Source organism: Adlercreutzia sp. ZJ242 (assembly GCF_011038995.1).
Lineage (GTDB): Bacteria > Actinomycetota > Coriobacteriia > Coriobacteriales > Eggerthellaceae > CAAEEV01.
This window is the reverse complement of record NZ_JAAKEE010000040.1, coordinates 1-21,285: the sequence shown is the minus strand read 5'-3', so window position 1 is coordinate 21,285 and position 21,285 is coordinate 1. Positions and strand designations below refer to the sequence as shown.

Genomic DNA, 21,285 nt, shown 5'->3' with positions numbered 1-21,285 from the left:
GAACATGAGAGAGCTTACATCGCCAAAGAACTAGACGTAACTCAAGTTGAAAACGGGTGCGGCTGCATGCGAAATCGGCAATGCGGCTGCACCCGAAACAAACGTGGCTAATCGTTGCAAATAATCAACAATATGAGCATCACGTTTGCGGAACTTGCAAAATATGCTGAAGAAGCCGGGGTATTCCTTGCGTTCTCTAGGCCGCAATTCGAGAGTTATTTGCTGCAGCACTTTGAGCAGTCAAAAGAAACGTCTCGTGATGCGCTCTATGAGAAGATCGGGTCGCATATGGGCTCTTATGGCGATGGCAAATACAACAAGGCAGACTTGCAATGGCTGGAGCGTGGCTAGTAACCCCCCGCGGTACCGGCGATCACCTAACTTGGTACCGGCGATCAGCAAAAGACGGTACCGCGGGTAAGCTGTTTTGGTACCGCTACGCAGCACCTCTCTTCTTCGCAAAATACTCTCTCATGTTGGGACCTTCCAAGTCTATGTAGCGGGCGCCGGTGGCGATGCGGTTGAGGATGGAGTCAGCCATAAGCTCCCCTTCGATGCGCAGGTACCACTCGTTGGGCTCGAGCTGCGAGGCGATGATGGTGGCGCAGCGTCCCTCGCGTGCCTCCATGATCTCGAACAGGTCAACGGAGTTCTGCGTCGATATCGGCGTGGTCATGAAGTCGTCCAAAATAAGCAAGGGGACTGTCTTGTAGGCATCCATCTTCTCGTAGTAGCTGCCATCGCCCGCGGCGCGGGCGCGATTGAGCTGGTCGCACGCATCGGCAAGGCGCGTGTAGCGCGTCGGGATGAGCTTGCGGCACGCGGCGTTCCCGAACGCCTGGCACAGGAAGCTCTTCCCGCAGCCGGTCTTCGAGATGATGACCATGACCTCGCACCTCTCGACCCAGCCGCAATCGGAATAGCGGAGTATTCGATCTTTGTTGATAGTGCGGTCGGGCAGATAGACCACGTCCTCGACGCAGGCCGAGGGCGTCTTGAACCCGGCTTGCTTCACGTACTTGGCGACCTTGCGGTCGCGCCTGGCCGTGGATTCCGCGTCCAAGAGCATCTCCATCTTCTCCTCGAACGTGAACTTGTCAAAGGAGGCGTCATCGACCATCTCGCGCAGCTTGTCTCCCATCGCCTTTATCCTGAACTGCCTGAACAAATCGAAGTGCTCTTCGGTCAGCATCTCATTCACCGCCCCTTCTGTACGCCTCGGCACCACGCAGACGCCCGGCCGATTTGGCGCGATCCACCAAATCGCCGGGCGCTGTCTGCGCAAGGGGCCTGTTGTTCGCCCGCACTTGAGCATCCGCCGCCCTCATGGCGAGGATTGCTTTCTTGAGCGAGGTATAGCTGGGCAGCGCCGACGCGGCGTTCGCCTTGGCGCACGCGCGCTCGAGCAGCTCCGGCGCGTAGGTCTTAGAGAGCCCGAGGATGTTGCGGCAGGAGACGAACGACTGCTCCACGACCGCACGACTTGCGAGCACCCGCCCGACCGCGGCCTCGGTCTCGGGGCCGACGCGCCGCGCCCACGACCTGAACCGGTCCGGCGACCAGGGGTCGTCGAGGGCCGCGTGGTTCTCGGGCATGTGGTCCGCGTTCGTGGAGTACTGCCCCTTGCGCCCGCGAAGGCGCGGGTGCGCGGCCACCGTCCGGCCGCCGTGCAGGATGGACACCTCGCCCGGCGTCAGCTTCACGTCGACCTGCTCTCCTATGAGGGAGTGGTCGACTGAGTAGTGCATGTAGTCGACCGTGACGTGGTAGTCGGGCGCGACCTTGGCGCTTCTCCACTCGCACATCTCGTAGCGTTCGGCGGGAAGCGGCTCAAGGTGCATGCATTCCTCTTCCTTAAAGACCGACTCGCGCGAGCCGTCCTTCGCAGAAAACGGGCGGGAGTTGAGCCATGCGGTTCTCTCCGCGCAAAACTCGTTGAATTCTTCTAAGGTGTAGAATGCCGTCTCGGAAGCGGGGCCGATTATCCATTGCTCGACCAGGTCCACGCACGATTCCGCAACGCTCTTGTCACGCGGCTTGCGAACGCGTGCGGGCACGATGGCGGCCCCGTAGTGCTCGGCAAAGCGCTCGTACTCCCTGTTCACGAGCGTGACGCGCGGGATGTTCGTGCGGTCGGTCGCCGTGGCGGCGTTGTCGGGCACCCACATGCGCGGCACGCCGCAGAACTCCTCGAACGCGTGCATGTGTCCTTCTTGCCATGGCTTCTGCCCCATACTGCAAAAACCCTCGGCCCAGAACTTGCCGGAGAAGGGCAACGTGACGACGAGCACGTAGGCTTTTGTCTTCGCACCCGTCAATTTGTCTGTCAAAGAGGCGGTGTCGCCTGCCCAGTCGATATAGCACTTGGCCCCGGCCTCGTGCACGAAGTGCCTGGTCGCATCCATCTTCTCTGCCTTCTCGGCGAACATTTCGCAGAAGGTCTGATAGGCGTAGGCGAGCCTGCCCTCAGCTGCTGCGCGCTCGCAGTACTCGATCCAGAAGAGCTTGACCGGGAGCTTCCTGCTCTTCTTCTTGCGCTCTACGAGCGCCTCCATGTCGGGCTGGAGGTACGCGTTGTTTAGCTTTCGCTTCTCTTTGGGGAAGAGCAAGTCATCAACAGCTCCGGCATCCATCGAGCTCACCGCATCGAAGGTCAGGTCGTGCTCGCGCATCGCCTTGGCGGCTGTCGACACGTCGCGCTTGCTGACGTGCAGCGCGGCCGCTATGTCAGATTGGCTGGCCCCTCCTTTCGTGAGCATCATGAGGATCTTCTTGTTCTTAGACATAGGCATCGAGCCTCCTTCCATGAAAACGCGCCCCGGACTGGGCGCGCACCATGGAATTCTAAGCTCGGCCCTGGCGGTACCAAGTGTGCTTACCCGCGGTACCAAGTTTGCTGACTGCCGGTACCAACTTATGCTGACTGTTGGTACCAGAACGGGTTACTAGCCATGGAGCGTATGCTTATGGATAAACCGAAGCTGGTTGACATTGCGATAACAAACTCCGAGCAGAGACAGACCCAGTCAGCATCGCCCTTTTTGACAGTGCAAGATCTAACCCGTCGACTAAAGTCGATGAAGCGTCATTGATGCGGGCAGGACGGCGGTTCCTCGCAGACCACCATCGAGCGCCGAGGGCGACGGTGTCCGCGCTCCCTTATCTACCGAGTCAAAGAACAGGCTTCGGAAAGGGTGTTCTGGATTTCATGTGGTTCAGTTCTCATTTCTCGTATTCTTCAATCCATCCACACTTCTGGCTCTTCTGGTTTTCGTGGGGGATTTCAGGTAGTTTCCCCCTGGTTTCTCCCAACCACACGATTCTTGGAATCTTTCAGTTGGCGCTAGGCATATCCCCAGGTCAGAGAGGTTAGTCTCAAAGAGGCTGTCTGAAGCAGTCATCCGGAGACAGAGAACCGCCCCAACACCCAGCAGGCAGCTTTCAGGCAGGGCCTCCGGGAAGGCAGCCACCTTCCCAGAAGCCCCTATGGCGATCTGTCTCCATGCCATAAGGAGATAAACCATGAGAAACAGAATCGACACCACAGAAAAACGAGATGCAAGCTGCGAGGTGCTAGCATGAACAGCATCAAGCACCTCGCGGGGATACCGGGCTTCCACGCCATCGAACACATCGAATCTGAAGGGTGCATCTCCATCATCCACATATCGTGCAAACCCCGCGACAGAACATGTCCTGCATGTATGTGGGAATAGAGGGATCATCCACGGCCACGAGAAGCGAAGCATGTTCTGTGCTCCCATAGGAGGCATGCCCACCGCAGCGAGGATCAGGCAAAGACGCTACAGGTGTTCCGCATGCGCTCGTGCGTGGCTCGAGCCAGATGAGATGAGGGGCCCCTTGAGCGCTCACGTGGCAGACGATCTGGTCGCGCTCATCGGCGTCGAGCTCATGCGCCGCCGGTCGGCGAGAATCATCTCGCGACGCTTCGGGCCGAGCGAGGACATGGCGTGCAAGGTTCTTGACGCAATGGATACCCCAAGACCCTATCTGCCAGGCGTGCTGCGCGTCGACGAGCTCGGGGCCGACACGGACGCTGGCAAGACGGGCGCATGCGCGGTCGACGGGATGCGCGGGGTGCTGATCGACGTTCTGCGCGACCGCAGGCCGGAGACACTCGACGCATGGTTCTCCCAGCTCGGCGAAGAAGAGCTCAGGTCGGCCGGCTGCCTTTGCTGCGACATGCGCTGGGGGTTCGTCAACGCCGCCGAGCGCTGGCTCCCCTGTGCCGAGGTGTGCATCGATCGCTTCCATGTCGTACGTTGCACTACCAAGGCGTTCGGCAAGGTTCGCGCGAGGCCGCGGCGCGAGGCGGGCTCCGACGTCAAGCGGGGTCTCAGGAAAGCGCGCAAGCTCTTCTTGACGAGGGAGCCCCATCTCGAGGACTTGGATGCCAAACGCGTCGAGTCCGGGAAAGAGCCCCTTGCCCACCACGTCGAATACCTGCTCGGGATGAGCGAGGAGCTCGCGGAAGCCTACGCAAGACCGCAGGCGTTCTATTGCTTCGTCGACGAGCAAGCCGACGCTCAGAACAGAAGACGGGCTTTCGGCAACTGGATCAGCGTCAGCCAGTCCTGCGGCGTACCCGAGGTGGAATCTGCGGCGAAGACGTTCAAGGGCGTCGGCGATTGTCCAAACGGCGATAAGGGCAGGAGATGGCGCCCGCATGACGGCGCAAAAAGCCGCTCAGGCCCGGTCTGCCTCTCCCTACCTCAGCAGCCTCGCGGGGACGCCCACGTAGGTCCCCGGCTCCTCTATGTCCCCGACGACCACGGCGCCCGCGCCCACCATGCACCCGCCGCAGATGCTGACGTTGTTGCTCACGACGCTGCCGACGCCGAGCCAGGTCCCGTCGCCCACCGTTACCGCGCCCGCGACGTGGGAGCCCACCGAGACGTGGGCGAACCTGCCGATGCGGCAGTCGTGGTCGACCGTGGCCCCCGTGTTGACGATGGCGCCCTCGCCGATGCGGACGTCGGAGTTGACGACGGCCCCCGCCATGACAACGGAGCCCCTCCCGACCTCGACGCGTCGGCTGACGGAGGCGGCGGGGTGCACCAGCGTGACGGCGCGCCCGCCGAGCCCCCGCTGGATGCGCTCGCGAGCGCGAGCGTCCCCGATGGCGACGAAGAAGTCAGTCTCGGGGAAGCTCCCCCAGTCCGACGCCCTGCCGACGACGGGCAGGCCCGCGCACTCGGCCGAGCCCTCCGCGTCATCCAAGAACGCGACGTCCCGGTACCCGACCCGCATGGCGATGTCGGCCACAACCTTCCCGTGGCCGCCGGCCCCTATGATGATCAGCCTTCTCATTTCACCTCACCTGCCGGCGCTTGACGCGCCATCCTGCGAAGAGGTCCCTGGCCCCGCCGGAGCAAACCCCACGCGCAGAACTTGGACCCACCCCACCGAGGTCCCTCATTCTACGATGCTTTCCTTCCATATGAGTTGCCATCATCTGGCGGGCTTCTGCCCCATTAGGCTAGTCCCTCCGGAACAAATCCCGCGTGTAGACCTTGCCCGCCACGTCGTCGAGGTCGGGGCTCCAGCGGTTGGCGACGATCAGGTCGCACCTCTCCTTGAACGCCTCCAGATCATGGATGACCTCGCTCCCGTAGAGCTCGGGGACATCCAGCGTCGGCTCGTAGACCACCACGGGGATCCCCTTGGCCTTGACGCGCTTCATGACGCCCTGAATCGAGCCCGCGCGGAAGATGTCCGAGCCCGACTTCATGACGAGGCGGTGCACGCTCGCGATAACGGAGTGCTCCACCTTACTCTGTGCCACATTCACGACATCCACGCGATTTATCTGCACCAACAGCACCACCAGCGAGAACACGCATAAATCCAATATCGTAACGAGCCTGGTCATTGCCTTTTCGTCCCTTTGCTGAGCCTGCGCCTCGCACCGGAGAGCAGGCCTGAGGCGAGCCTCCTGCTCGCCAGCAGGTAGGCCGCGTAGACGGCCGAGTAGGCGATCATGGCCGCCGCGTCGTCCAGCAGCGACGTCAGGGCAACGAACGCCGCCGTGATCATGAGCTCGCCCAGAGAGGCCCCGAGGCCCGCCCTCCCGAAGTGCCTCGCGACCATCGTCTCGGCGACGACCGATCGGGCGGCGATGACCGCCGCGGCGCCCAGGGCCATGGCCTCGACCGACCCGAGGGCGTACACGCCCGCGAGGGACGCCGCCAGGGAGAGCGCCACGGCCGCGGCGTTCAGGGACAGGAGCCTCCCCTCCCAGCGAAGCACCTTGAAGAACGTCGTCCCCAAAAGGCTCATCCTCGAGTCGAACACGCATACGGGCAGGAGCAGCGCGAACAGGCCGAGGCTCGCCTCGTACTGGGGCAGCCACAGGGAGAGGACCTGCTTCGCGGGGAAGTACAGGACGTAGACGGCCGGCAGCGCGAGGGCAAGGGCGGCCCGCGCCCTCTCGAAGAACAGCCCGAGCTCCGCCCCGCCCGCGCGCCGCAGGGCCGGGAACAGGACCATGCTCGCCTGGCCGACGAACACCAGGAAGAAGTTGACCATCGTCAGGGAGAACGAGACCTCGCCGAACGCCTCGATCCCCCAGGCGGCGTCGACCACGACCCTCATGACGCCCAGGACGAGCATCGAGGCGACGTTCGCGAGCATCAGCTTGACGCCGACCCTCATGCTCGCGAGGACGTCATGTGCGGCGCGGCCGACGGGCAGCGGCCTCGCGCTCAGGATGTCCCTCCCCCTCCAGGCGCAGAACAGCAGCGCCGCGGCCTTGGCCGAGCCGTAGGACGCGACGTAGGGCTCGAAGTGGTCGGCGCGCAGGATCAGCAGAACAGCCAAGGGCGCGAGGAACACCAGCCTGTCGACCATGACCGAGAAGGAGAACAGCTTCGTCTCGTTCACGGCCTGGAAGACGAACCCGAGGTAGCTGGCGGCGTTGTTGACGAGCATGTAGACCGCCGTGGCGACGAGGACGAAGCGGCGCTCCTCCCCGAAGCCGCCGGAGAGCGCCGCCCCTGCTATGGCAGCTGCGATCACCGCCTGCGCGGCCGTCGCCACGTAGAGCTGGGACGCGACGGAGCGCTTGTCGAGATCGTCCCGACTCCTCCCCCCGTTCAGGAGGTAGACCCCGTCGTTGACCCCAAAATGGAAGAAGCCCGTGTAGCTCGCGTACAGGAGGAAGAGCTGCCAGTAGCCGAACTCCTCCACGCCGAGAACCTTCGGGACGAGCAGGGACGTGATTACGCTCAGGCACATCGCGACGCCCTGGGACGCGAAGGCGACCGACATGTTGCCGAGAAGCGACCTGTAGTCCATTTCCCTGCCCTCCCGACTCGAGGACCGCAGAGGGCTACTCTCCGCCGAGCGGAGGGTGCTTCTTGTCCTTCTCGCTCAGGATGACCTTAGCGGGGTCGAACGCCGCGTCGCCCTGCAGCGGGGGCCACTCGATGCCGATCGCGGGGTCGTCCCACATGAGGCCGCCCTCGTCGCCCGGGTGGTAGACGTCGTCGCACTTGTAGCAGAACTCGGCCGCGTCGGAGAGCACGAGGAACCCGTGGGCGAACCCGCGCGGGACGAAGAGCTGCCTCCTGTTCTCGGCGGAGAGCACCACGCCCTCCCACCTGCCGAAGGTGGGGCTGCCCCCTCTCAGGTCGACCGCCACGTCGAACACCTCGCCGGAGATGACGCGAACGAGCTTCGCCTGGGGGTGCTCTATCTGGAAGTGCAGGCCGCGCAGCACGCCCTTGGCGGACGAGGACTGGTTGTCCTGCACGAAGTCGCAGGCTATGCCGCCGGCCTCGAAGTCGGGTCGCTTGTACGTCTCCGCGAAGCGCCCGCGCTCGTCGCCGTAGGACCTGGCGTCGACGATCACCACGCCCTCGATCGAGGTCTCGGTGAACGTGAAGTTGCCGGACGTGATCTTGTCTCCCTGGGCCATGACCCTCTCCTCCCTACTGCCCCTGCGCGGCGTACTTCCGCTCGGTGGCCTCCTTGGCGGGGCGCCACCAGCTCTCGTTGTCGCGGTACCATTCGATGACCTCGGCGAGGCCCTCCGCGAAGTCGACGTGCCTGGGGCGCCAGCCGAGCTCAGCCCGCAGCTTCGAGCTGTCGATGGCGTACCTTCGGTCGTGGCCCGGGCGGTCGCGCACCCAGTCGAAGTCGTCGGCGGGGCGTCCGAAGGCCCTGAGCACCTCGCGGAGCACGTCGATGTTCGACTTCTCGCCGTCCGCCCCTATCAGGTAGGTCTCGCCGAGGCGCCCCCTCGTGAGTATCGCCCACACGGCCGAGGAGTGGTCCTCGGCGTGGATCCAGTCGCGGACGTTCATCCCGTCGCCGTAGAGCTTGGGGCGCACGCCGTCGATCAGGTTCGTGACCTGGCGCGGTATGAACTTCTCCACGTGCTGGCAGGGGCCGTAGTTGTTCGAGCAGTTGGAGATCGTCACCGGGACGCCGTAGGTGCGGTGCCAGGCGCGCACCAGCATGTCGGATGCCGCCTTGGTGGAGCTGTAGGGGCTCGACGGACGGTACGGGGTCTCCTCGGTGAACCTGGCCGGGTCGTCGAGCGCCAGGTCGCCGTACACCTCGTCGGTGGAGACGTGGTGGAGGCGCTTCCCGAACTTGCGGCACGCCTCGAGGAGCCGGTAGGTGCCCTCCACGTTGGTCTTGAGGAAGGGCTCCGGGCCCGCGATGGAGTTGTCGTTGTGGGACTCCGCCGCGAAGTGGACGACGGCGTCTACCTCCGGGACCAGCTCGTCGAGCAGCCCCGCGTCGCATACGTCGCCCACGACGAGCTTCACCCTGTCCTCGGGCAGGCCCGCTATGTTCTCCGGGTTGCCGGCGTAGGTGAGCTTGTCGAGCACCGCCACGTCGCAGCCCGTGTTCTCCACCACCCAGCGGGTGAAGTTGCTGCCGATGAAGCCGCAGCCGCCGGTGACTATGATCCTCTTGGGTTCGAGCACTCCCGTCCCCTCCTATCTCGAAAGCTCGTCGAACCTGGCGACGTAGGCGGCGAGCGCCTCGCGCCAGGGGCGCATCTCGTCGCCGACCGCGTCGGCCAGCCTCCCGTTGCGCAGCGCGCTGAAGCGCGGGCGGTCGGCGGAGGCGGGGTTCATGCGCTTGTACTCCTCGGACGTGACCCGGACCACCTCGCAGGGAAGCCCGAAGCCCTCCATGACCGCCTCGGCGAGGTCGGCCCAGGAGCAGGTGCCGCCGCCCGTCACGTGGTAGGTGCCGTACCCCTCGGTGAGGGCGACCTTCAGGATCTCGTGGGCCAGGTCGTTGGCGTGCGTGGGGTTGCCCAGCTGGTCGCACACCACCGACACCTCCTCGCGCTCCATGCCCAGGCGCCGCATGGTCTTCACGAAGTTCCTCCCCACGTAGCCGTAGAGCCAGGCCGTGCGCACGACGAACGTGCGGGGGTTGGCGGCGAGCGCCAGCTCCTCGCCGGCGAGCTTCGTGCGCCCGTAGGCGCTGATCGGCCCCACAGGGTCGGACTCCGCGCGCTCGCCGGGCGCGTCCCCCGAGAACACGTAGTCGGTCGACACCTGGACGAGCCTGGCGCCCTGGCGCGCGCTCGCGCGGGCCAGGCTCTCGGGCCCCAGCGCGTTCACCCGGTACGCCCCCTCCTCGTCCGCCTCGCAGCCGTCAACGTCCGTCACGGCGGCGCAGTTCACGACGAGGTCGTACTCGTGCTCTGCGAACCACGCGTCCACGGCGGCCGCGTCCGCTACGTCGAGCTCCCCGCAGTCGACGAAGTCGGCCCGCGCGCCCGCGTACTCGGGCGGGACGGGGCCGACCTCGGCCTCCATGGTCGCGAGGCAGCGCCTGATCTCGCTGCCGAGCTGGCCGTGCGCGCCCGTGACGAGGATCCTCATGGGCTCAGACATCCTTCCCCCCTCCCCTACACGTGGTCGGCGCCGGGGACGAGCCCGCCCTCGGCGACCTTCTTGAGGAACCTGCCGTACTCGGACTTGCCGCAGCGCTCCGCGGCCGCGAGCAGCTCCCCCCTCGTGATCCAGCCGTTCTCGTAGGCGATCTCCTCCACGACCGAGACGGGGAGGCCCTGGGAGCGCTGCACGGCGCGCACGAACTCGCCCGCCTCGGACAGCGACTCCATGGTGCCGGTGTCGAGCCACGCGTAGCCGCGCCCGAGGGTGACCACCGAGAGGCTCCCGTCCTTGAGGTACATGCGGTTGAGGTCGGTGATCTCGAGCTCGCCGCGCGCGCTCGGCCTCACCCGCTTGGCCAGCTCGCACACGCGCGAGTCGTAGAAGTACAGGCCCGTGACGGCGTAGCTCGACTTGGGGCTCTCCGGCTTCTCCTCGATGGACACCGCGTTGAAGTCCGAGTCGAACTCCACCACGCCGAACCTCTCGGGGTCGTCGACGTGGTAGCCGAACACGGTGGCGCCGCCCTCGGACTCGGCGCGCTCGACGGCGCGGCGCAGGTGGCGCTTGAGGCCGTTCCCGTAGAATATGTTGTCGCCGAGCACGAGCGCGCAGGGCTCGCCCGCGACGAACCGCTCGCCGATGACGAACGCCTGCGCCAGGCCGTCGGGCGAGGGCTGCTCGGCGTAGGAGAGCGAGACGCCGAACCGGGAGCCGTCGCCGAGCAGCCGCTCGAAGTTCGGCAGGTCCTCGGGCGTCGAGATGACGAGTATGTCCCTGATCCCCGCCATCATGAGGACCGACAGCGGGTAGTACACCATCGGCTTGTCGTACACGGGCAGGAGCTGCTTGCTCGTGACCGTAGTGAGCGGGTACAGGCGCGTGCCGCTGCCCCCCGCGAGTATTATGCCCCTCATGCTATGTCTCCTCCCTTAATATTATGTTCACACATGTTTGAAGACTGCTATTCCAGCCGCACAACACGAAACCCATCGCCCCCTGATTTCTCCGAGATCAAGCACGGAACACCCAGGGCTGTCACTGCGTAGAGCCGGGAATACTGCTGGCACTGATTTAGCCATTGCGATCATATTTATCTGAAGCGATAGATTTTGGCACCGATCGACCCGAAGCCCCTCGTCCAACCTTTATCGGATGCCTGCCCTCAGCAGTACCCTCTAAAAAGCCGATCATCAAATAGGGGAAGTAGATCATCCAATAAAAGTCGAAAGAAGAGCTGAAGTATGGATTCGTGGCGTTGGCTATAAGTGCGGCAACGAAAGCGACAAGGGTACTTTTGCGCATGTTTTCTTCGAAGGAGCTTTCTCTTGACCTGCTTTTCATTAGACCAAATAAGATAGACCCGAACGCTAAGCAGTAAAAGATCGTCCAGACTATGCCTCCCTGGAATAAAACCACAACATAGGAGGTCTCAAATAAAGTTGGGTTTGCATTCCTGGCATAACCGCTGCTCAAAACACCACCTGCTCCATTTCCGAGAATAGGGCTCTCCAGAAAGCCTCGGAACAACTGATCCATCTGCTCATACCGAACGTTGTCGGCTCCACTTCCCTCAAAAGCCTCCCAGAACCTGTCCAGAATGCCCTGCCAATTGAAGTATCCGCTTCTTACAAGCACCATGACGACAGCTATCACTAGAGCACATACCGCAATGGTCGCCAGCAGGTTTTTCTCGCCCACATGCCTCCGCCCCTCGCCTCCAAAAACGAAGTGAGCAGCGAAGGGAAGAACAGCCACGATCCACAAGATTCTGCGCCCGCTCAAAAACGCAGCGACGAGTCCGAGAGTTGCTGCGACGAAAAGCGGAACGCTTGATCTGCCAACCTTAGAGCTAGAAAGAACAAGGTAAATTAGAAACGGCAAGGCAAATATGAGCGATGAGAGATTTGTGTTGGTAAGGTGCGTGTACCCCTCATGCACTCCAACCGAACCGTCAATGGACACGAAAAGGGAGGCTGGCCACACACCGATAGATACGAGAAGAGAGAGAATCGAATAGATGCTGACAAAGATCGTTGCGACGACGATCGTTCGCACAAAGCCGACAATCTCCCTCTTCGAGAAGAAGCCGGCAGCTAAAAAAGAAAACAGCAGCGTATAAGCAACCCCGAGGCGTAAACTGTCGAGCACATAATTGCTATCGTTTTCACGAATAAGCCCCGTCATGCAGATTCCCAAAGCAAAGCAGAGGTAGAAAAAGGTGAAGCCCTGCTGGCTTCGGGTGAAATATCTCCTCTCGAAAACCCCCTTTTTGAGGGAGAGTATGAGCAAGATAAGAAGAATGACGACCTTCAAGGGAGTGAGAATCCTCGGGAAGCACATCATGACGAATAGCAAGATATACCAGACCTTAGCGTAGGCAGAAGTCATCATGCTAAAGCCCTTGCAATGCACATTTGCATGACCCCTTTAGATACGAGCATGCTACTCATGTTACAAACCCTTAACGTCCGTCTTCGAATAAAGAAGGGTGCTAGTTTCATCGTCTTCCCTCCTCGCAATAGCTAGTAAAAGATCCGCCGCGTCTCTCCTCCCGCGGACTCTCGCCTCGCGTTTCTCGGCGATGTTATTCTCTTCGCGAAGCTCGATCTCGCTTCTGAGACCAGAGATCCAGAGCTTAATGCAGAAAACGGGGTCGAACGCAAAGTAACGATATAGAATGTACCGTTGGTTCCTCGCGATGTAATAGTGCCTTTCAACGGAATGACCTAAGATGGTATGCCCTGGCAAACCTTCGGTCCTGTCGCCGATGGAATGCACCATCATGGCATTCTTGGCCATAGCAAGATTATACCCCTGCTTTCTAAGCTTGAGGGAGAAGTCAAAGTCGACTGAATCTATGAATAGCTCCTCGGTAAACCCACCAGCACCACGCATAGCCTCCACCTTGACAAGATTGCCGGAAGTGATGAGATACCGCACATCGGTAAACCTCTTACGCAAAGCCTTGCCACAGTAATTAGGGCCAACCGAGGCATAGCCCTTCTCGATGCCCGCCAAAAGCTCCTGAACGCATCCATCGCAAAGGACGCTGTCTTGATCCATTGTAAGCATAAGGGGGAAACCAGCCCGCTCTGCTGCCTCGCAGCCAATGTTCAGGGCTGCCGCCTGGCCTAGATTTTCTCCCAGCTCGATAAGACCCACGTTATAACTCGATGCAACTCTTCTTATATGAGCTAGATAATCGTCTTTTGAACCATTATCTACGATTAGGATACACCCACACTGCGAAATTAAACTCTCAACGGTTTTCTCCATATCATCACAATTAAAGGAAATGATTACGGCACAGATATCCGTACTAGACAATTCCATCATTCTTAATCCCTATACGAGTAGTGTTGAAAATTATCTGCACGAAATGGCATGCTCAAAGGCAGATAGAAGCTGCTCGGCAGCAAACTCGATACCCAAATTCTCGCATACTTGCTCTTGCGTCTTTTGCGCACCGAGCAATAAGGCATCGCTGTTCTCGAACGTGTCATGGATAGCGGAGGTAAGCGAATCCGAACTGCCCAACTCTATGAAGCGACCGTTGAATCCATCAACCAAAAAGTCGGAAACAGCCCCAACGGCACTACTAGCAACAACTGGAAGTCCAGACGCAACAGCCTGCATCACGGCACAAGAGAATGGCTCTTTACCAGGATGTACATAGCAATCAGCGATGGCATAGTACTCATAAAGATCCCTGAGAGGAACGCTAGAAACCCAAGTTATTCTGTCGTCGGTACGCACTGCGTACTGAAGCAAGGAACTGCCTTCACCATCACCTACGACAACGAGCTTAAGAGAAGGCTCACTGATACGTTCGAAAGATTCCAACAGCAAATCAATTCTTCGAGAAGAGATGAGTTTGCCAATAAAAAGCAGGACAAAGTCATCATCGGCAAGACCCATACTCAACCTAACCGCCCTTCTGTCAATACTTCGAACAGATGAACGAATTTCACTGTAGTCATAAGTATAAGAGCCTAAATAAATCTTTTCATCAGGCACGCCCATCGAGAGAAAATAACGCTTAGAGCACTTGCCGGGAACCCAAAAGGCATTGATGCGCTTGTAGAACTGCCTCTTAAAGAAGGGTAAGCGGCCTTGTTCTACAGTATCAGCTTGAAGAACAACAGGAATCCCACGAGAAAAGCAATATCTAAGGGCAATCTTAGCTGCGGGTTCGCTATACCCACAAATCGATATAACATCCCAAGTTTTGGAGCGGAGAAAATCATCGACAGCAATGCCACTAACTTCGTGGAGGTCAGTGCAAGAATACTGCCATTCAGGATGGGTGTTGTAGGTAATAGGAAAAAGCCCGATAGTCAAATCAAGAGAAGGGGAATCCATGGCTCTCTTGAAAGTCACATCGCGATATGGCGCGCTTTGAAATTGAACCATGCCGACCTGCATCATAGAAACAAACCTCCAAACCGTAGAAAGCGGTCTTCAAAGAGAGTCCTGCTGTCTGGAATGAATGCATTTGACTGCATTTGCAAAGTCCCCTACAAAAACCACGTCAGAGATCAACCCGACAGACTCCGCAGAACCGCCCGTATCATAGGTAACCACTGGCGTGCCGCAGGCCTCGGCCTCCAGGTTGACGGTGGGGTAGTTGTCCTCCTGGGTCGGGTTGAAGAAGGCGTCTGCAGCCGAATATACCGCAGCGAGCTGCTCACGGGACTCAGTTCGACCGATCATCACGATGAGGCACCCCCCCCCTCGCCCGAATCACAGTGGCTTCTAGGTCGCTAAGGTCGGCGGCCATAACGCGAACGTCGCCGCCCTCGGCGGCCTCGACGCAGGCGGACCCGGCTCGGACGGCAACGGGCGTGCCGCAGGCGACGGCCTCGGCCACGGTCATGCCGTAGGTCTCCTCGGCACTCGGCTGCACGTGAAGGTCGGCGGCCGTGTAGGCAGATGCAAGCTCCTCGCAACTCTCGGTGCGCCCGATGCCGACAACCTGCTTGGGCAGCTGCCTGATCTGCTTCTTGCTGAGCCCCACGAGCACGACGGCGTAGCGGTCGTCGAGTTCATTTGCGAGCCTCACGAAGTCCCCGAGTCCCTTGCGCTCACCCCAGGTACTTGCCACGCCGAGGACCATGAATCGGTCGCCTATGCCGTGCCTCTCGCGGAAGTCGCTCGGGGTGGGCCTGAACACGCTCGCATCTACAGTGTTGCGGCGCACCTCGACGGGGTACTTCGACAGGAAGCTCTGCTTGACGAGCCCCTCCAGCCAATGCGACGGGGTGATCAGCGTCATGCGGTCGGGGGGCAGCAGGTTGAAGACGCGCCTCTTGTCCTCGAAGCTCCTCGCGCAGGAGCGCTTGGAGAGGGTCCTCGGGTACGTGTCCAACTGAGGGCAGGGCTCCTCGTACGCGCAGCGGAACCTCCACTGCGCGCACTTCGCGTAGGTGAAGTACGCGCAGTGGCCCGTGAACGCCCAGCAGTCGTGCAGGGTCCACCTCACCTGGCAATGGTGGTTTGCGAGCCACCCGAACAGTATCTCCACGTTGACGTAGTAGCCGTGCAGGTTGTGCAGGTGCACCACGTCGGGGTCGATCTCGCCGAGCTTTTTCAGCAGGCGCCGGGTCGCGGCCCTCGAGCGGAAGCCCGCGCGGCCGTCCAGGCGCGTCTGCAGCACGTCGAGGCAGAGCTCGGGCTTCGAGCCGAAGTTGAACTCGTGCTCGCTTTCGGCCGCGCGGCCGCGCCCCCAGCAGGCAAAGGACTCGACGCCCCGCTCGAGCAGCTCGCGGTGCAGCCTCAGCATGATGCCGCCGGTGGAGCCATTGGGCACGCTGTTCACGTGCACATAACGAAGCGGGCGCCCCAGCCCCTCGCCCAGCGCGAGCGCCTCGTCTACGAGCGCGTCGGTCGTCGGCGTCTCGCCAGATGCCGTCACAGGCCCTTCCTCCACACCATCTTGTCGACCACGCCCGCGTAGGACTGGATTATCTTGACCACCTTGTCGGAGACGTCCTCGTCTGAGTAGTCGGGGACCGGGGCCGCGTGCAGGCCGTCGCGCTCCATGGCGACGGCGAGCTCGACCGCCTGCAGGAGGCCCCTCTCGTCGATGCCGGAGAGCACGAAGCACGCCTTGTCGAGCGCCTCGGGGCGCTCGGTGGAGGTCCGGATGCACACCGCGGGGAAGGGCTGCCCGACGCTCGCGAAGAAGGCGGACTCCTCGGGGAGCGTCCCCGAGTCGGACACCACGCAGAAGGCATTCGCCTGCAGGCAGTTGTAGTCGTGGAAGCCGAGCGGCTCGTGCATGCGCACGCGGGGGTCGAGCGCGAAGCCGGACTCCTCCAGGCGCTTGCGACTCCTCGGGTGGCAGGAGTAGAGGACGGGCACGTCGTATTTCTCGGCCATGGCGTTCACGGCGCCGAACAGGCTCTCGAAGTTGGCGGGCGTGTCGATGTTCTCCTCGCGGTGGGCGGAGAGCAAGATGTACTTGCCCCTCTCGAGGCCGAGCCTCGCGTGGACGTCGCTCGCGTTGATCTTCTCCAAGTTCTTATGCAGCACCTCGGCCATGGGGGACCCCGTCACGTAGGTGCGCTCGGGGGCACAGCCCGTCTCTCTCAGGTAGCGCCTCGCGTGCTCGGAGTAGGCGAGGTTCACGTCGGATATCACGTCGACGATCCTCCGGTTGGTCTCCTCGGGCAGGCACTCGTCCTTGCAGCGGTTCCCCGCCTCCATGTGGAAGATCGGGATGTGGAGCCTCTTGGCTCCGATGACCGACAGGCAGCTGTTGGTGTCGCCGAGCACGAGCACTGCGTCGGGCTCGACCTCGGCCATGAGCCTGTAGCTCCTCGCGATGATGTTGCCCACGGTCTCGCCGAGGTCGGCTCCCACGGCGTCGAGGTAGACGTCGGGCTCCCCCAGCTCCAGGTCATGGAAGAACACGCCGTTCAGGCTGTAGTCGTAGTTCTGCCCCGTGTGGGCGAGCAAGGTGTCGAAGTACCTGCGGCACTTCTTGATCACCTCAGACAGCCGGATTATCTCCGGGCGCGTGCCCACGATGATGAGCAGCTTGAGCCTTCCGTCATGTTTAAAAGATGCCATAGTTCTACACCTCCTCGAAGTATGTGTCGGGGCGAGTCGGATCGAAGATCTCATTACAGGTCATGACGGTGACCAGGTCTTCGGTATCACTTAAGTTGATAATGTTGTGAGTCCAGCCTGGGATCATACGAACCGCCTCTATGGCATCACCCGACACCTCGAACTCGACGGTCTCGCCAGTGTTGATGTTGCGCTCCTGAATCAAGCCATGGCCCGCAACTACGATGAACAGCTCCCATTTGGAGTTGTGCCAGTGTTGGCCCTTGGTGATGCCGGGCTTGGATATGTTGATAGACACCTGGCCGCAGTCTGGGGTATGGATAAGCTCGGTGAAGCTTCCTCGCTCGTCAATGTTCATATGCAAGGGATACTTGAACCTGTCCGCCGGCAGGTAGGTGAGGTACAGGCTGCAGAGCTTCTTCTCGAAGGAGCCTTCCGGCATGGAAGGCATCATCAAGGTTTCGGGTTGGGCTTTGAGCTCTTGAAGCAACTCGACGATGCGACCCAAGGTCGCTTTATGGGTGGTCGGCACATAGCAGTAGCACCCGGTGTCAACAGGCACTACCTCTGCTCCCTCGTACTCGCAGCGCTGTTCCTTGCCTTCCAGCAGATCAAGCATTCCCTGTACGAGGTCATCGATGTAGAGCAGCTCGAGCTCCACGTCAGGATCGTTGACGGTATAGGGCTCGTCGTTGGCTATCGCCCAGCAGAAGGTGGACACCGCCGAGTTGTAGTTGGGGCGGGAATGGCCCATGAGGTTGGGGAAGCGGTAGACGGCCACCTTGGCGCCGGTTTCCTTTGCGTAGTCGAAGAACAGCTCTTCTCCCGCCCTCTTGCTCTTGCCGTAATCGCTCTCCCCGAAACGGCCAGACAGCGTCGCCTGGATGCTGGAGGAAAGCATGACGGGCGCCTTGTTCCCTGCAGCCCTGAGCTCGTCGAGCAGCTCGCTCGCGAACCCGAAGTTGCCCTCCATGAACTCGTCAGGATTCTGGGGGCGGTTCACGCCGGCGAGGTTGAACACGAAGTCGCATTCTCGGCAGTACCTTTCGAGATCCTCCGGTGTCGAGTCCAAGTCGTATTCAAAGACCTCGTCGATCCTCAAGCTGGGTCGGGTGCGGTCCTTGCCGTCGCGCAGGTTGCGCAGGTTGTTGCAGAGCGCCGTGCCGACCATGCCCTTCGCGCCGGTGACGAGGACCCTCATGCTACTGCACCGCCTCGTGCTCGCGGCCCTGCAAGGCAAGCTGGACGTACTCCGCGGTCTTTATCTTTCCTACCGTACCTGCTACATCAAGTCTCTCGGTGTTGTGGGAGGTGTAGGCCTCCTCCGCCTGGGTCCTCACCTCGCCCTTCGCGACGAACTTGTCGTAGTTGAGATCGCGGGTGTCTGCATGGACCCTGAAGTATCCGCCCATGTCCTCGGCGCGCAGGCGCTCCTCGCAGGTCATCAGCGTCTCGTAGAGCTTCTCGCCGTGGCGGGTGCCGATGACCTGCGTGCCGGTGCGCCCGAAGAGCTCCTGGACGGCCTCGGCGAGGTCGCCGACGGTGGAGGCCGGGGCCTTCTGGACGAACAGGTCGCCCGGATTTGCGTGCTCGAAGGCGAAGCAGACGAGGTCCACCGCCTCGTCCAGGTTCATGAGGAATCGCGTCATGGAGGGGTCCGTGACGGTCACGGGATCGCCCGCCTTTATCTGCTTGATGAACAGCGGGATCACGCTGCCGCGCGAGCACATGACGTTGCCGTAGCGCGTACAGCAGATGGTCGTGCGACCTGCGCCGTTTCGGGCGTTGGCATAGATGATCGACTCCATCATAGCCTTGGACTTGCCCATGGCGTTTATGGGGTAGGCCGCCTTGTCGGTCGACAGGCACACGACCCGCTCGACGCCCTCCGCTATCGCGGCGTGCAGCACGTTGTCCGTGCCGATGACGTTGGTGCGCACGGCCTCCATGGGGAAGAACTCGCAGGAGGGCACCTGCTTCAGGGCCGCGGCGTGGAACACGTAGTCGACCCCGCGCATCGCGTCGCGCACCGACTGCGGGTCGCGCACGTCGCCTATGTGGAAGCGCACCTTGCGGGCCGCCTCGGGGCTCACCCTCTGAAGCCTGTGTCTCATGCCATCCTGCTTCTTCTCGTCGCGGGAGAAGATGCGGATCTCACCAATATCGGAGTCCATGAAGTGCCTGAGAACAGTGGAGCCGAAGCTTCCCGTCCCGCCCGTTATCATCAGGGTCTTGCCCCTGAACGCGTCGCTGCTAATCATTCACATGCTCCATAATCAACCTATAGGAATGCTCCGCTGTGCAATTGCCCTCGAAGTACCGGCGGCCCGCCGCCCCCATCCGCCTCAGCTCCTCGGGGGAGAGGCTCTCGCACGCCTCGAGGAACCGGGGCTCGTCGACGCTGCCGACCCTCACGCCGAACCCCTCGGCCTCGGCCAGCGTCCCCACGTCGCTCGCGTTGTCCGTCGCCGCCACGTAGGGGATCCCCGCCTGCAGGTAGGACAGGATGCGGGAGGGGAAGTTGGGGATGGTGAAGCGATGGTCGAGCAGGACAACCCCGCAGTCGGAGGCCCGTAGGAGGGAGTCGAAGTCCTTCCGCGGCAGGAGGGGGAGCAGCTTCGCTCTCTCCGGCCTCTCCTCCTCGAAGTACTCCTCGAGCAGGTGCCGCTCGGTCCCGGTGCCTGCGACGGCGAAGAAGACGCCGTCCCTCGCCTCGTTGAGCCTCAGGACCCGAATGAGGAAGTCGATGGCCTGCGGCTTTCCGAGATTGCCGCCGTACGTGAAGAGGCGGGCGTCGGCGGGGATGCCAAGCCTCTCCCGCAGGGCAATCTTGTCGACGTCGGGCATGTCCCGGGGGATCAGGCTGTTGGGGTTGACCTCGACCTTCTCGGCGTCGATCCAGGGCTCGTGCTCGACGAGGTAGCGGCGGTTCGCCTCGGACATGCAGCCGATGAAGTCGGAGACCTCGTAGGTCCTCCGCTCGGTGCGCTTGAAGTACCGGTAGGCCAGGCCCCTCAGCCCCCTCTCCGACAGCATCCCCAGGTCGAGGGAGTTCTGCGGGAAGATGTCCTTGAGCAGGAGGTACGTCATGGCGCCGTGCTCGCGCTTCAGCTTCCCGACCAGCCCGCCCAAGGTGGTGGGCGGCGTCGGATACAAGATGAGGTCGAAGTGAACCCCCGCGAAGTGCCTCTCGATCGCCGACAAGAACTGCCTCTCGAGCCTCAGCTGCGAGATCCCCTTCTCCACCAGGCCGCACTTCTGGAGGTTGCCAGTGCGCACGCGCAGGATCTTCACTCCCTCGACGTCTTCGCATTTTGTAGGGAGGTCAGCTCCTTGCTCCTGCGGGTCCACCGCATATACGGCGTGCCCGTGGTCTCTGAACGTCTTCAGCAGGTCGCCGTAGATGCCCTGGCCCTTCAGGTCGCCGACGCCCGCGATGCTCAGGAACAGGACGTTCATGCCGCCTCGCCCTGCTTTCCCTCTTCGGGTGTGCCCGCGAACCTCTCCATGGTCGCGCTCGTCTCGCTGCTGATGCCGGAGCGGCGGAGGAGGACCTTGAACGTGGCGATGAACACCCTCAGGTCCATGGCGAGCGTGCAGTTGCCCACGTACTCGAGGTCGTACCTGAACTTGTCCTCCCATTTGATGGCGTTACGGCCGTTGACCTGGGCCCAGCCGGTCAACCCGGGACGGACGTCGTGGCGGTGGCGCTGCTCCTCGCTGTAGAGGGGCAGGTACTCCACCAGGAGCGGCCGCGGGCCGACGAGGCTCATGTCACCCTTGAGGATGTTCACAAGCTCCGGCAGCTCGTCGAGGCTCGTGGAGCGCAGGGCGCGCCCGAAGGGCGTCAGGCGCTCCTCGTCCGGGAGCAGCTCTCCGTCCTCGCCGCGCGCGTCGGTCATGGTTCGGAACTTGCACAGCTCGAATATGCGCTCTTGGCCCGTTTTCGGGTCGACCATGCCGGGCCGCCCCTGCCTGAAGACGACCGGGCTGCCGAGCTTCATGCGAACCAATAAAGCAGTCACTCCGAGCACTGGGCTCAAGCATACGAGGGCCGCACCGGAGCACAGAACGTCGAGCGCCCGCTTGACGCGGCGCTCGTAGAGGCCCCTGGGGGCCCTCGGCTCCACGGGGGGGAGCGCCGCCACTACCCGAAGCACCTCCTCACGACCTCGATGACCACGTCCTGCTGCTCGGGCGTCATCTTGACGTCGGAGGGCAGGCACACGCCGCGGCGGAACAGGTCGGCGCCCACGTCGGGCGCCCGCCCGTCGCCGGCGTAGGCGTTCGTGCGGGCGCGCCCGTCGCCCTCGCGGGTGAC

At 61.9% G+C, this 21,285-nt stretch carries 21 protein-coding genes and 1 pseudogene; 2 read left to right on the top strand and 20 right to left on the bottom strand.

All coding sequences use genetic code 11. The features are described 5' to 3' along the window. Window positions 1-132: 132 nt before the first annotated feature. A complete protein-coding gene (locus tag G7Y49_RS09250) occupies window positions 133-351 on the top strand; it encodes a hypothetical protein (RefSeq protein WP_165173145.1) in 219 nt (72 codons plus the stop codon). A gap of 85 nt (window positions 352-436) precedes the next feature. On the opposite strand, the gene G7Y49_RS09245 is transcribed toward G7Y49_RS09250, so the two are convergent. The 3 genes from G7Y49_RS09245 to G7Y49_RS09235 form a co-directional block, all read right to left on the bottom strand. Further along, window positions 437-1,192 (bottom strand): ATP-binding protein, encoded by a 756-nt coding sequence (locus G7Y49_RS09245; RefSeq protein ID WP_165173143.1) that lies wholly within the window; start codon window positions 1,190-1,192, stop codon window positions 437-439. A 1-nt stretch (window position 1,193) separates the two neighbouring features. Continuing rightward, on the bottom strand, window positions 1,194-2,786 hold the full coding sequence (gene istA / locus G7Y49_RS09240; protein ID WP_165173141.1) for an IS21 family transposase: 1,593 nt from the start codon (window positions 2,784-2,786) through the stop codon (window positions 1,194-1,196). 429 nt (window positions 2,787-3,215) lie between these two features. Further along, the gene (locus G7Y49_RS09235) at window positions 3,216-3,764 is read right to left on the bottom strand and encodes a hypothetical protein (protein ID WP_165173139.1); all 549 of its coding nucleotides are present in this window, start codon (window positions 3,762-3,764) and stop codon (window positions 3,216-3,218) included. Here G7Y49_RS09235 and G7Y49_RS12505 point away from each other — a divergent pair. After that, window positions 3,748-4,626: pseudogene (locus G7Y49_RS12505) on the top strand (transposase); the annotation flags it as partial. The gene G7Y49_RS09235 and the pseudogene G7Y49_RS12505 overlap by 17 nt on opposite strands. A gap of 102 nt (window positions 4,627-4,728) precedes the next feature. Here the strand turns inward: G7Y49_RS12505 and G7Y49_RS09225 are convergent. The 17 genes from G7Y49_RS09225 to G7Y49_RS09145 form a co-directional block, all read right to left on the bottom strand. Then, window positions 4,729-5,331, bottom strand: coding sequence for an acetyltransferase (locus G7Y49_RS09225; protein WP_165173137.1), 603 nt, complete (start codon window positions 5,329-5,331; stop codon window positions 4,729-4,731). 169 nt (window positions 5,332-5,500) lie between these two features. Further along, complete coding sequence (locus G7Y49_RS09220) at window positions 5,501-5,893, bottom strand: UDP-glucose dehydrogenase (RefSeq protein ID WP_241157363.1); 393 nt, start codon at window positions 5,891-5,893, stop codon at window positions 5,501-5,503. Next, on the bottom strand, window positions 5,890-7,317 hold the full coding sequence (locus tag G7Y49_RS09215) for a lipopolysaccharide biosynthesis protein (protein ID WP_165173135.1): 1,428 nt from the start codon (window positions 7,315-7,317) through the stop codon (window positions 5,890-5,892). The genes G7Y49_RS09220 and G7Y49_RS09215 overlap by 4 nt, the downstream gene beginning before the upstream one ends. A 34-nt stretch (window positions 7,318-7,351) precedes the next feature. Next, window positions 7,352-7,939, bottom strand: a complete 588-nt coding sequence (gene rfbC, locus G7Y49_RS09210) for a dTDP-4-dehydrorhamnose 3,5-epimerase (RefSeq protein WP_165173133.1) — start codon at window positions 7,937-7,939, stop codon at window positions 7,352-7,354. Window positions 7,940-7,952: 13 nt separating this feature from the next. After that, a complete protein-coding gene (rfbB, locus tag G7Y49_RS09205; RefSeq protein ID WP_165173131.1) occupies window positions 7,953-8,960 on the bottom strand; it encodes a dTDP-glucose 4,6-dehydratase in 1,008 nt (335 codons plus the stop codon). A gap of 12 nt (window positions 8,961-8,972) precedes the next feature. Then, window positions 8,973-9,875, bottom strand: a complete 903-nt coding sequence (gene rfbD / locus G7Y49_RS09200; RefSeq protein WP_165173129.1) for a dTDP-4-dehydrorhamnose reductase — start codon at window positions 9,873-9,875, stop codon at window positions 8,973-8,975. Window positions 9,876-9,901: 26 nt separating this feature from the next. Beyond that, window positions 9,902-10,804: a glucose-1-phosphate thymidylyltransferase RfbA gene (gene rfbA, locus G7Y49_RS09195; protein ID WP_165173127.1), complete on the bottom strand. Its 903-nt coding sequence runs from the start codon at window positions 10,802-10,804 to the stop codon at window positions 9,902-9,904. 157 nt (window positions 10,805-10,961) lie between these two features. Continuing rightward, window positions 10,962-12,281 (bottom strand): O-antigen ligase, encoded by a 1,320-nt coding sequence (locus G7Y49_RS09190; protein WP_165173125.1) that lies wholly within the window; start codon window positions 12,279-12,281, stop codon window positions 10,962-10,964. Window positions 12,282-12,341: 60 nt separating this feature from the next. Further along, window positions 12,342-13,223 (bottom strand): glycosyltransferase, encoded by an 882-nt coding sequence (locus G7Y49_RS09185; protein WP_255465934.1) that lies wholly within the window; start codon window positions 13,221-13,223, stop codon window positions 12,342-12,344. A gap of 33 nt (window positions 13,224-13,256) precedes the next feature. After that, a complete protein-coding gene (locus G7Y49_RS09180; protein WP_165173121.1) occupies window positions 13,257-14,318 on the bottom strand; it encodes a glycosyltransferase in 1,062 nt (353 codons plus the stop codon). Window positions 14,319-14,351: 33 nt separating this feature from the next. Continuing rightward, window positions 14,352-14,603 (bottom strand): glycosyltransferase, encoded by a 252-nt coding sequence (locus tag G7Y49_RS09175; protein WP_165173149.1) that lies wholly within the window; start codon window positions 14,601-14,603, stop codon window positions 14,352-14,354. After that, the gene (locus tag G7Y49_RS09170) at window positions 14,587-15,804 is read right to left on the bottom strand and encodes a glycosyltransferase (RefSeq protein ID WP_165173119.1); all 1,218 of its coding nucleotides are present in this window, start codon (window positions 15,802-15,804) and stop codon (window positions 14,587-14,589) included. Before G7Y49_RS09170 ends, G7Y49_RS09175 begins: the two co-directional genes overlap by 17 nt. After that, entirely contained in the window at window positions 15,801-16,964 is a 1,164-nt protein-coding gene (gene wecB / locus G7Y49_RS09165; RefSeq protein WP_165173117.1) for a non-hydrolyzing UDP-N-acetylglucosamine 2-epimerase, read from the bottom strand. Before wecB ends, G7Y49_RS09170 begins: the two co-directional genes overlap by 4 nt. A 4-nt stretch (window positions 16,965-16,968) precedes the next feature. Then, the gene (locus G7Y49_RS09160; RefSeq protein WP_165173115.1) at window positions 16,969-18,165 is read right to left on the bottom strand and encodes an NAD-dependent epimerase/dehydratase family protein; all 1,197 of its coding nucleotides are present in this window, start codon (window positions 18,163-18,165) and stop codon (window positions 16,969-16,971) included. A gap of 1 nt (window position 18,166) precedes the next feature. Continuing rightward, window positions 18,167-19,225 (bottom strand): polysaccharide biosynthesis protein, encoded by a 1,059-nt coding sequence (locus G7Y49_RS09155; RefSeq protein WP_165173113.1) that lies wholly within the window; start codon window positions 19,223-19,225, stop codon window positions 18,167-18,169. Further along, window positions 19,218-20,423, bottom strand: a complete 1,206-nt coding sequence (locus G7Y49_RS09150; protein WP_165173111.1) for a glycosyltransferase family 4 protein — start codon at window positions 20,421-20,423, stop codon at window positions 19,218-19,220. The genes G7Y49_RS09155 and G7Y49_RS09150 overlap by 8 nt, the downstream gene beginning before the upstream one ends. Then, on the bottom strand, window positions 20,420-21,094 hold the full coding sequence (locus tag G7Y49_RS09145) for a sugar transferase (RefSeq protein ID WP_165173147.1): 675 nt from the start codon (window positions 21,092-21,094) through the stop codon (window positions 20,420-20,422). Before G7Y49_RS09145 ends, G7Y49_RS09150 begins: the two co-directional genes overlap by 4 nt. Window positions 21,095-21,285: the final 191 nt, after the last annotated feature.

Bases quoted from the DNA above. Each gene is read 5' to 3' on its own strand.
- G7Y49_RS09250 (WP_165173145.1), top strand. From the start codon at position 133: ATGAGCATCACGTTTGCGGAACTTGCAAAATATGCTGAAGAAGCCGGG.
- G7Y49_RS09245 (WP_165173143.1), bottom strand. From the start codon at position 1,192: ATGCTGACCGAAGAGCACTTCGATTTGTTCAGGCAGTTCAGGATAAAG.
- istA (WP_165173141.1), bottom strand. From the start codon at position 2,786: ATGTCTAAGAACAAGAAGATCCTCATGATGCTCACGAAAGGAGGGGCC.
- G7Y49_RS09235 (WP_165173139.1), bottom strand. From the start codon at position 3,764: ATGGGAGCACAGAACATGCTTCGCTTCTCGTGGCCGTGGATGATCCCT.
- G7Y49_RS09225 (WP_165173137.1), bottom strand. From the start codon at position 5,331: ATGAGAAGGCTGATCATCATAGGGGCCGGCGGCCACGGGAAGGTTGTG.
- G7Y49_RS09220 (WP_241157363.1), bottom strand. From the start codon at position 5,893: ATGACCAGGCTCGTTACGATATTGGATTTATGCGTGTTCTCGCTGGTG.
- G7Y49_RS09215 (WP_165173135.1), bottom strand. From the start codon at position 7,317: ATGGACTACAGGTCGCTTCTCGGCAACATGTCGGTCGCCTTCGCGTCC.
- rfbC (WP_165173133.1), bottom strand. From the start codon at position 7,939: ATGGCCCAGGGAGACAAGATCACGTCCGGCAACTTCACGTTCACCGAG.
- rfbD (WP_165173129.1), bottom strand. From the start codon at position 9,875: ATGAGGATCCTCGTCACGGGCGCGCACGGCCAGCTCGGCAGCGAGATC.
- rfbA (WP_165173127.1), bottom strand. From the start codon at position 10,804: ATGAGGGGCATAATACTCGCGGGGGGCAGCGGCACGCGCCTGTACCCG.
- G7Y49_RS09190 (WP_165173125.1), bottom strand. From the start codon at position 12,281: ATGATGACTTCTGCCTACGCTAAGGTCTGGTATATCTTGCTATTCGTC.
- G7Y49_RS09185 (WP_255465934.1), bottom strand. From the start codon at position 13,223: ATGGAATTGTCTAGTACGGATATCTGTGCCGTAATCATTTCCTTTAAT.
- G7Y49_RS09180 (WP_165173121.1), bottom strand. From the start codon at position 14,318: ATGATGCAGGTCGGCATGGTTCAATTTCAAAGCGCGCCATATCGCGAT.
- G7Y49_RS09175 (WP_165173149.1), bottom strand. From the start codon at position 14,603: ATGATCGGTCGAACTGAGTCCCGTGAGCAGCTCGCTGCGGTATATTCG.
- wecB (WP_165173117.1), bottom strand. From the start codon at position 16,964: ATGGCATCTTTTAAACATGACGGAAGGCTCAAGCTGCTCATCATCGTG.
- G7Y49_RS09160 (WP_165173115.1), bottom strand. From the start codon at position 18,165: ATGAGGGTCCTCGTCACCGGCGCGAAGGGCATGGTCGGCACGGCGCTC.
- G7Y49_RS09155 (WP_165173113.1), bottom strand. From the start codon at position 19,225: ATGATTAGCAGCGACGCGTTCAGGGGCAAGACCCTGATGATAACGGGC.
- G7Y49_RS09150 (WP_165173111.1), bottom strand. From the start codon at position 20,423: ATGAACGTCCTGTTCCTGAGCATCGCGGGCGTCGGCGACCTGAAGGGC.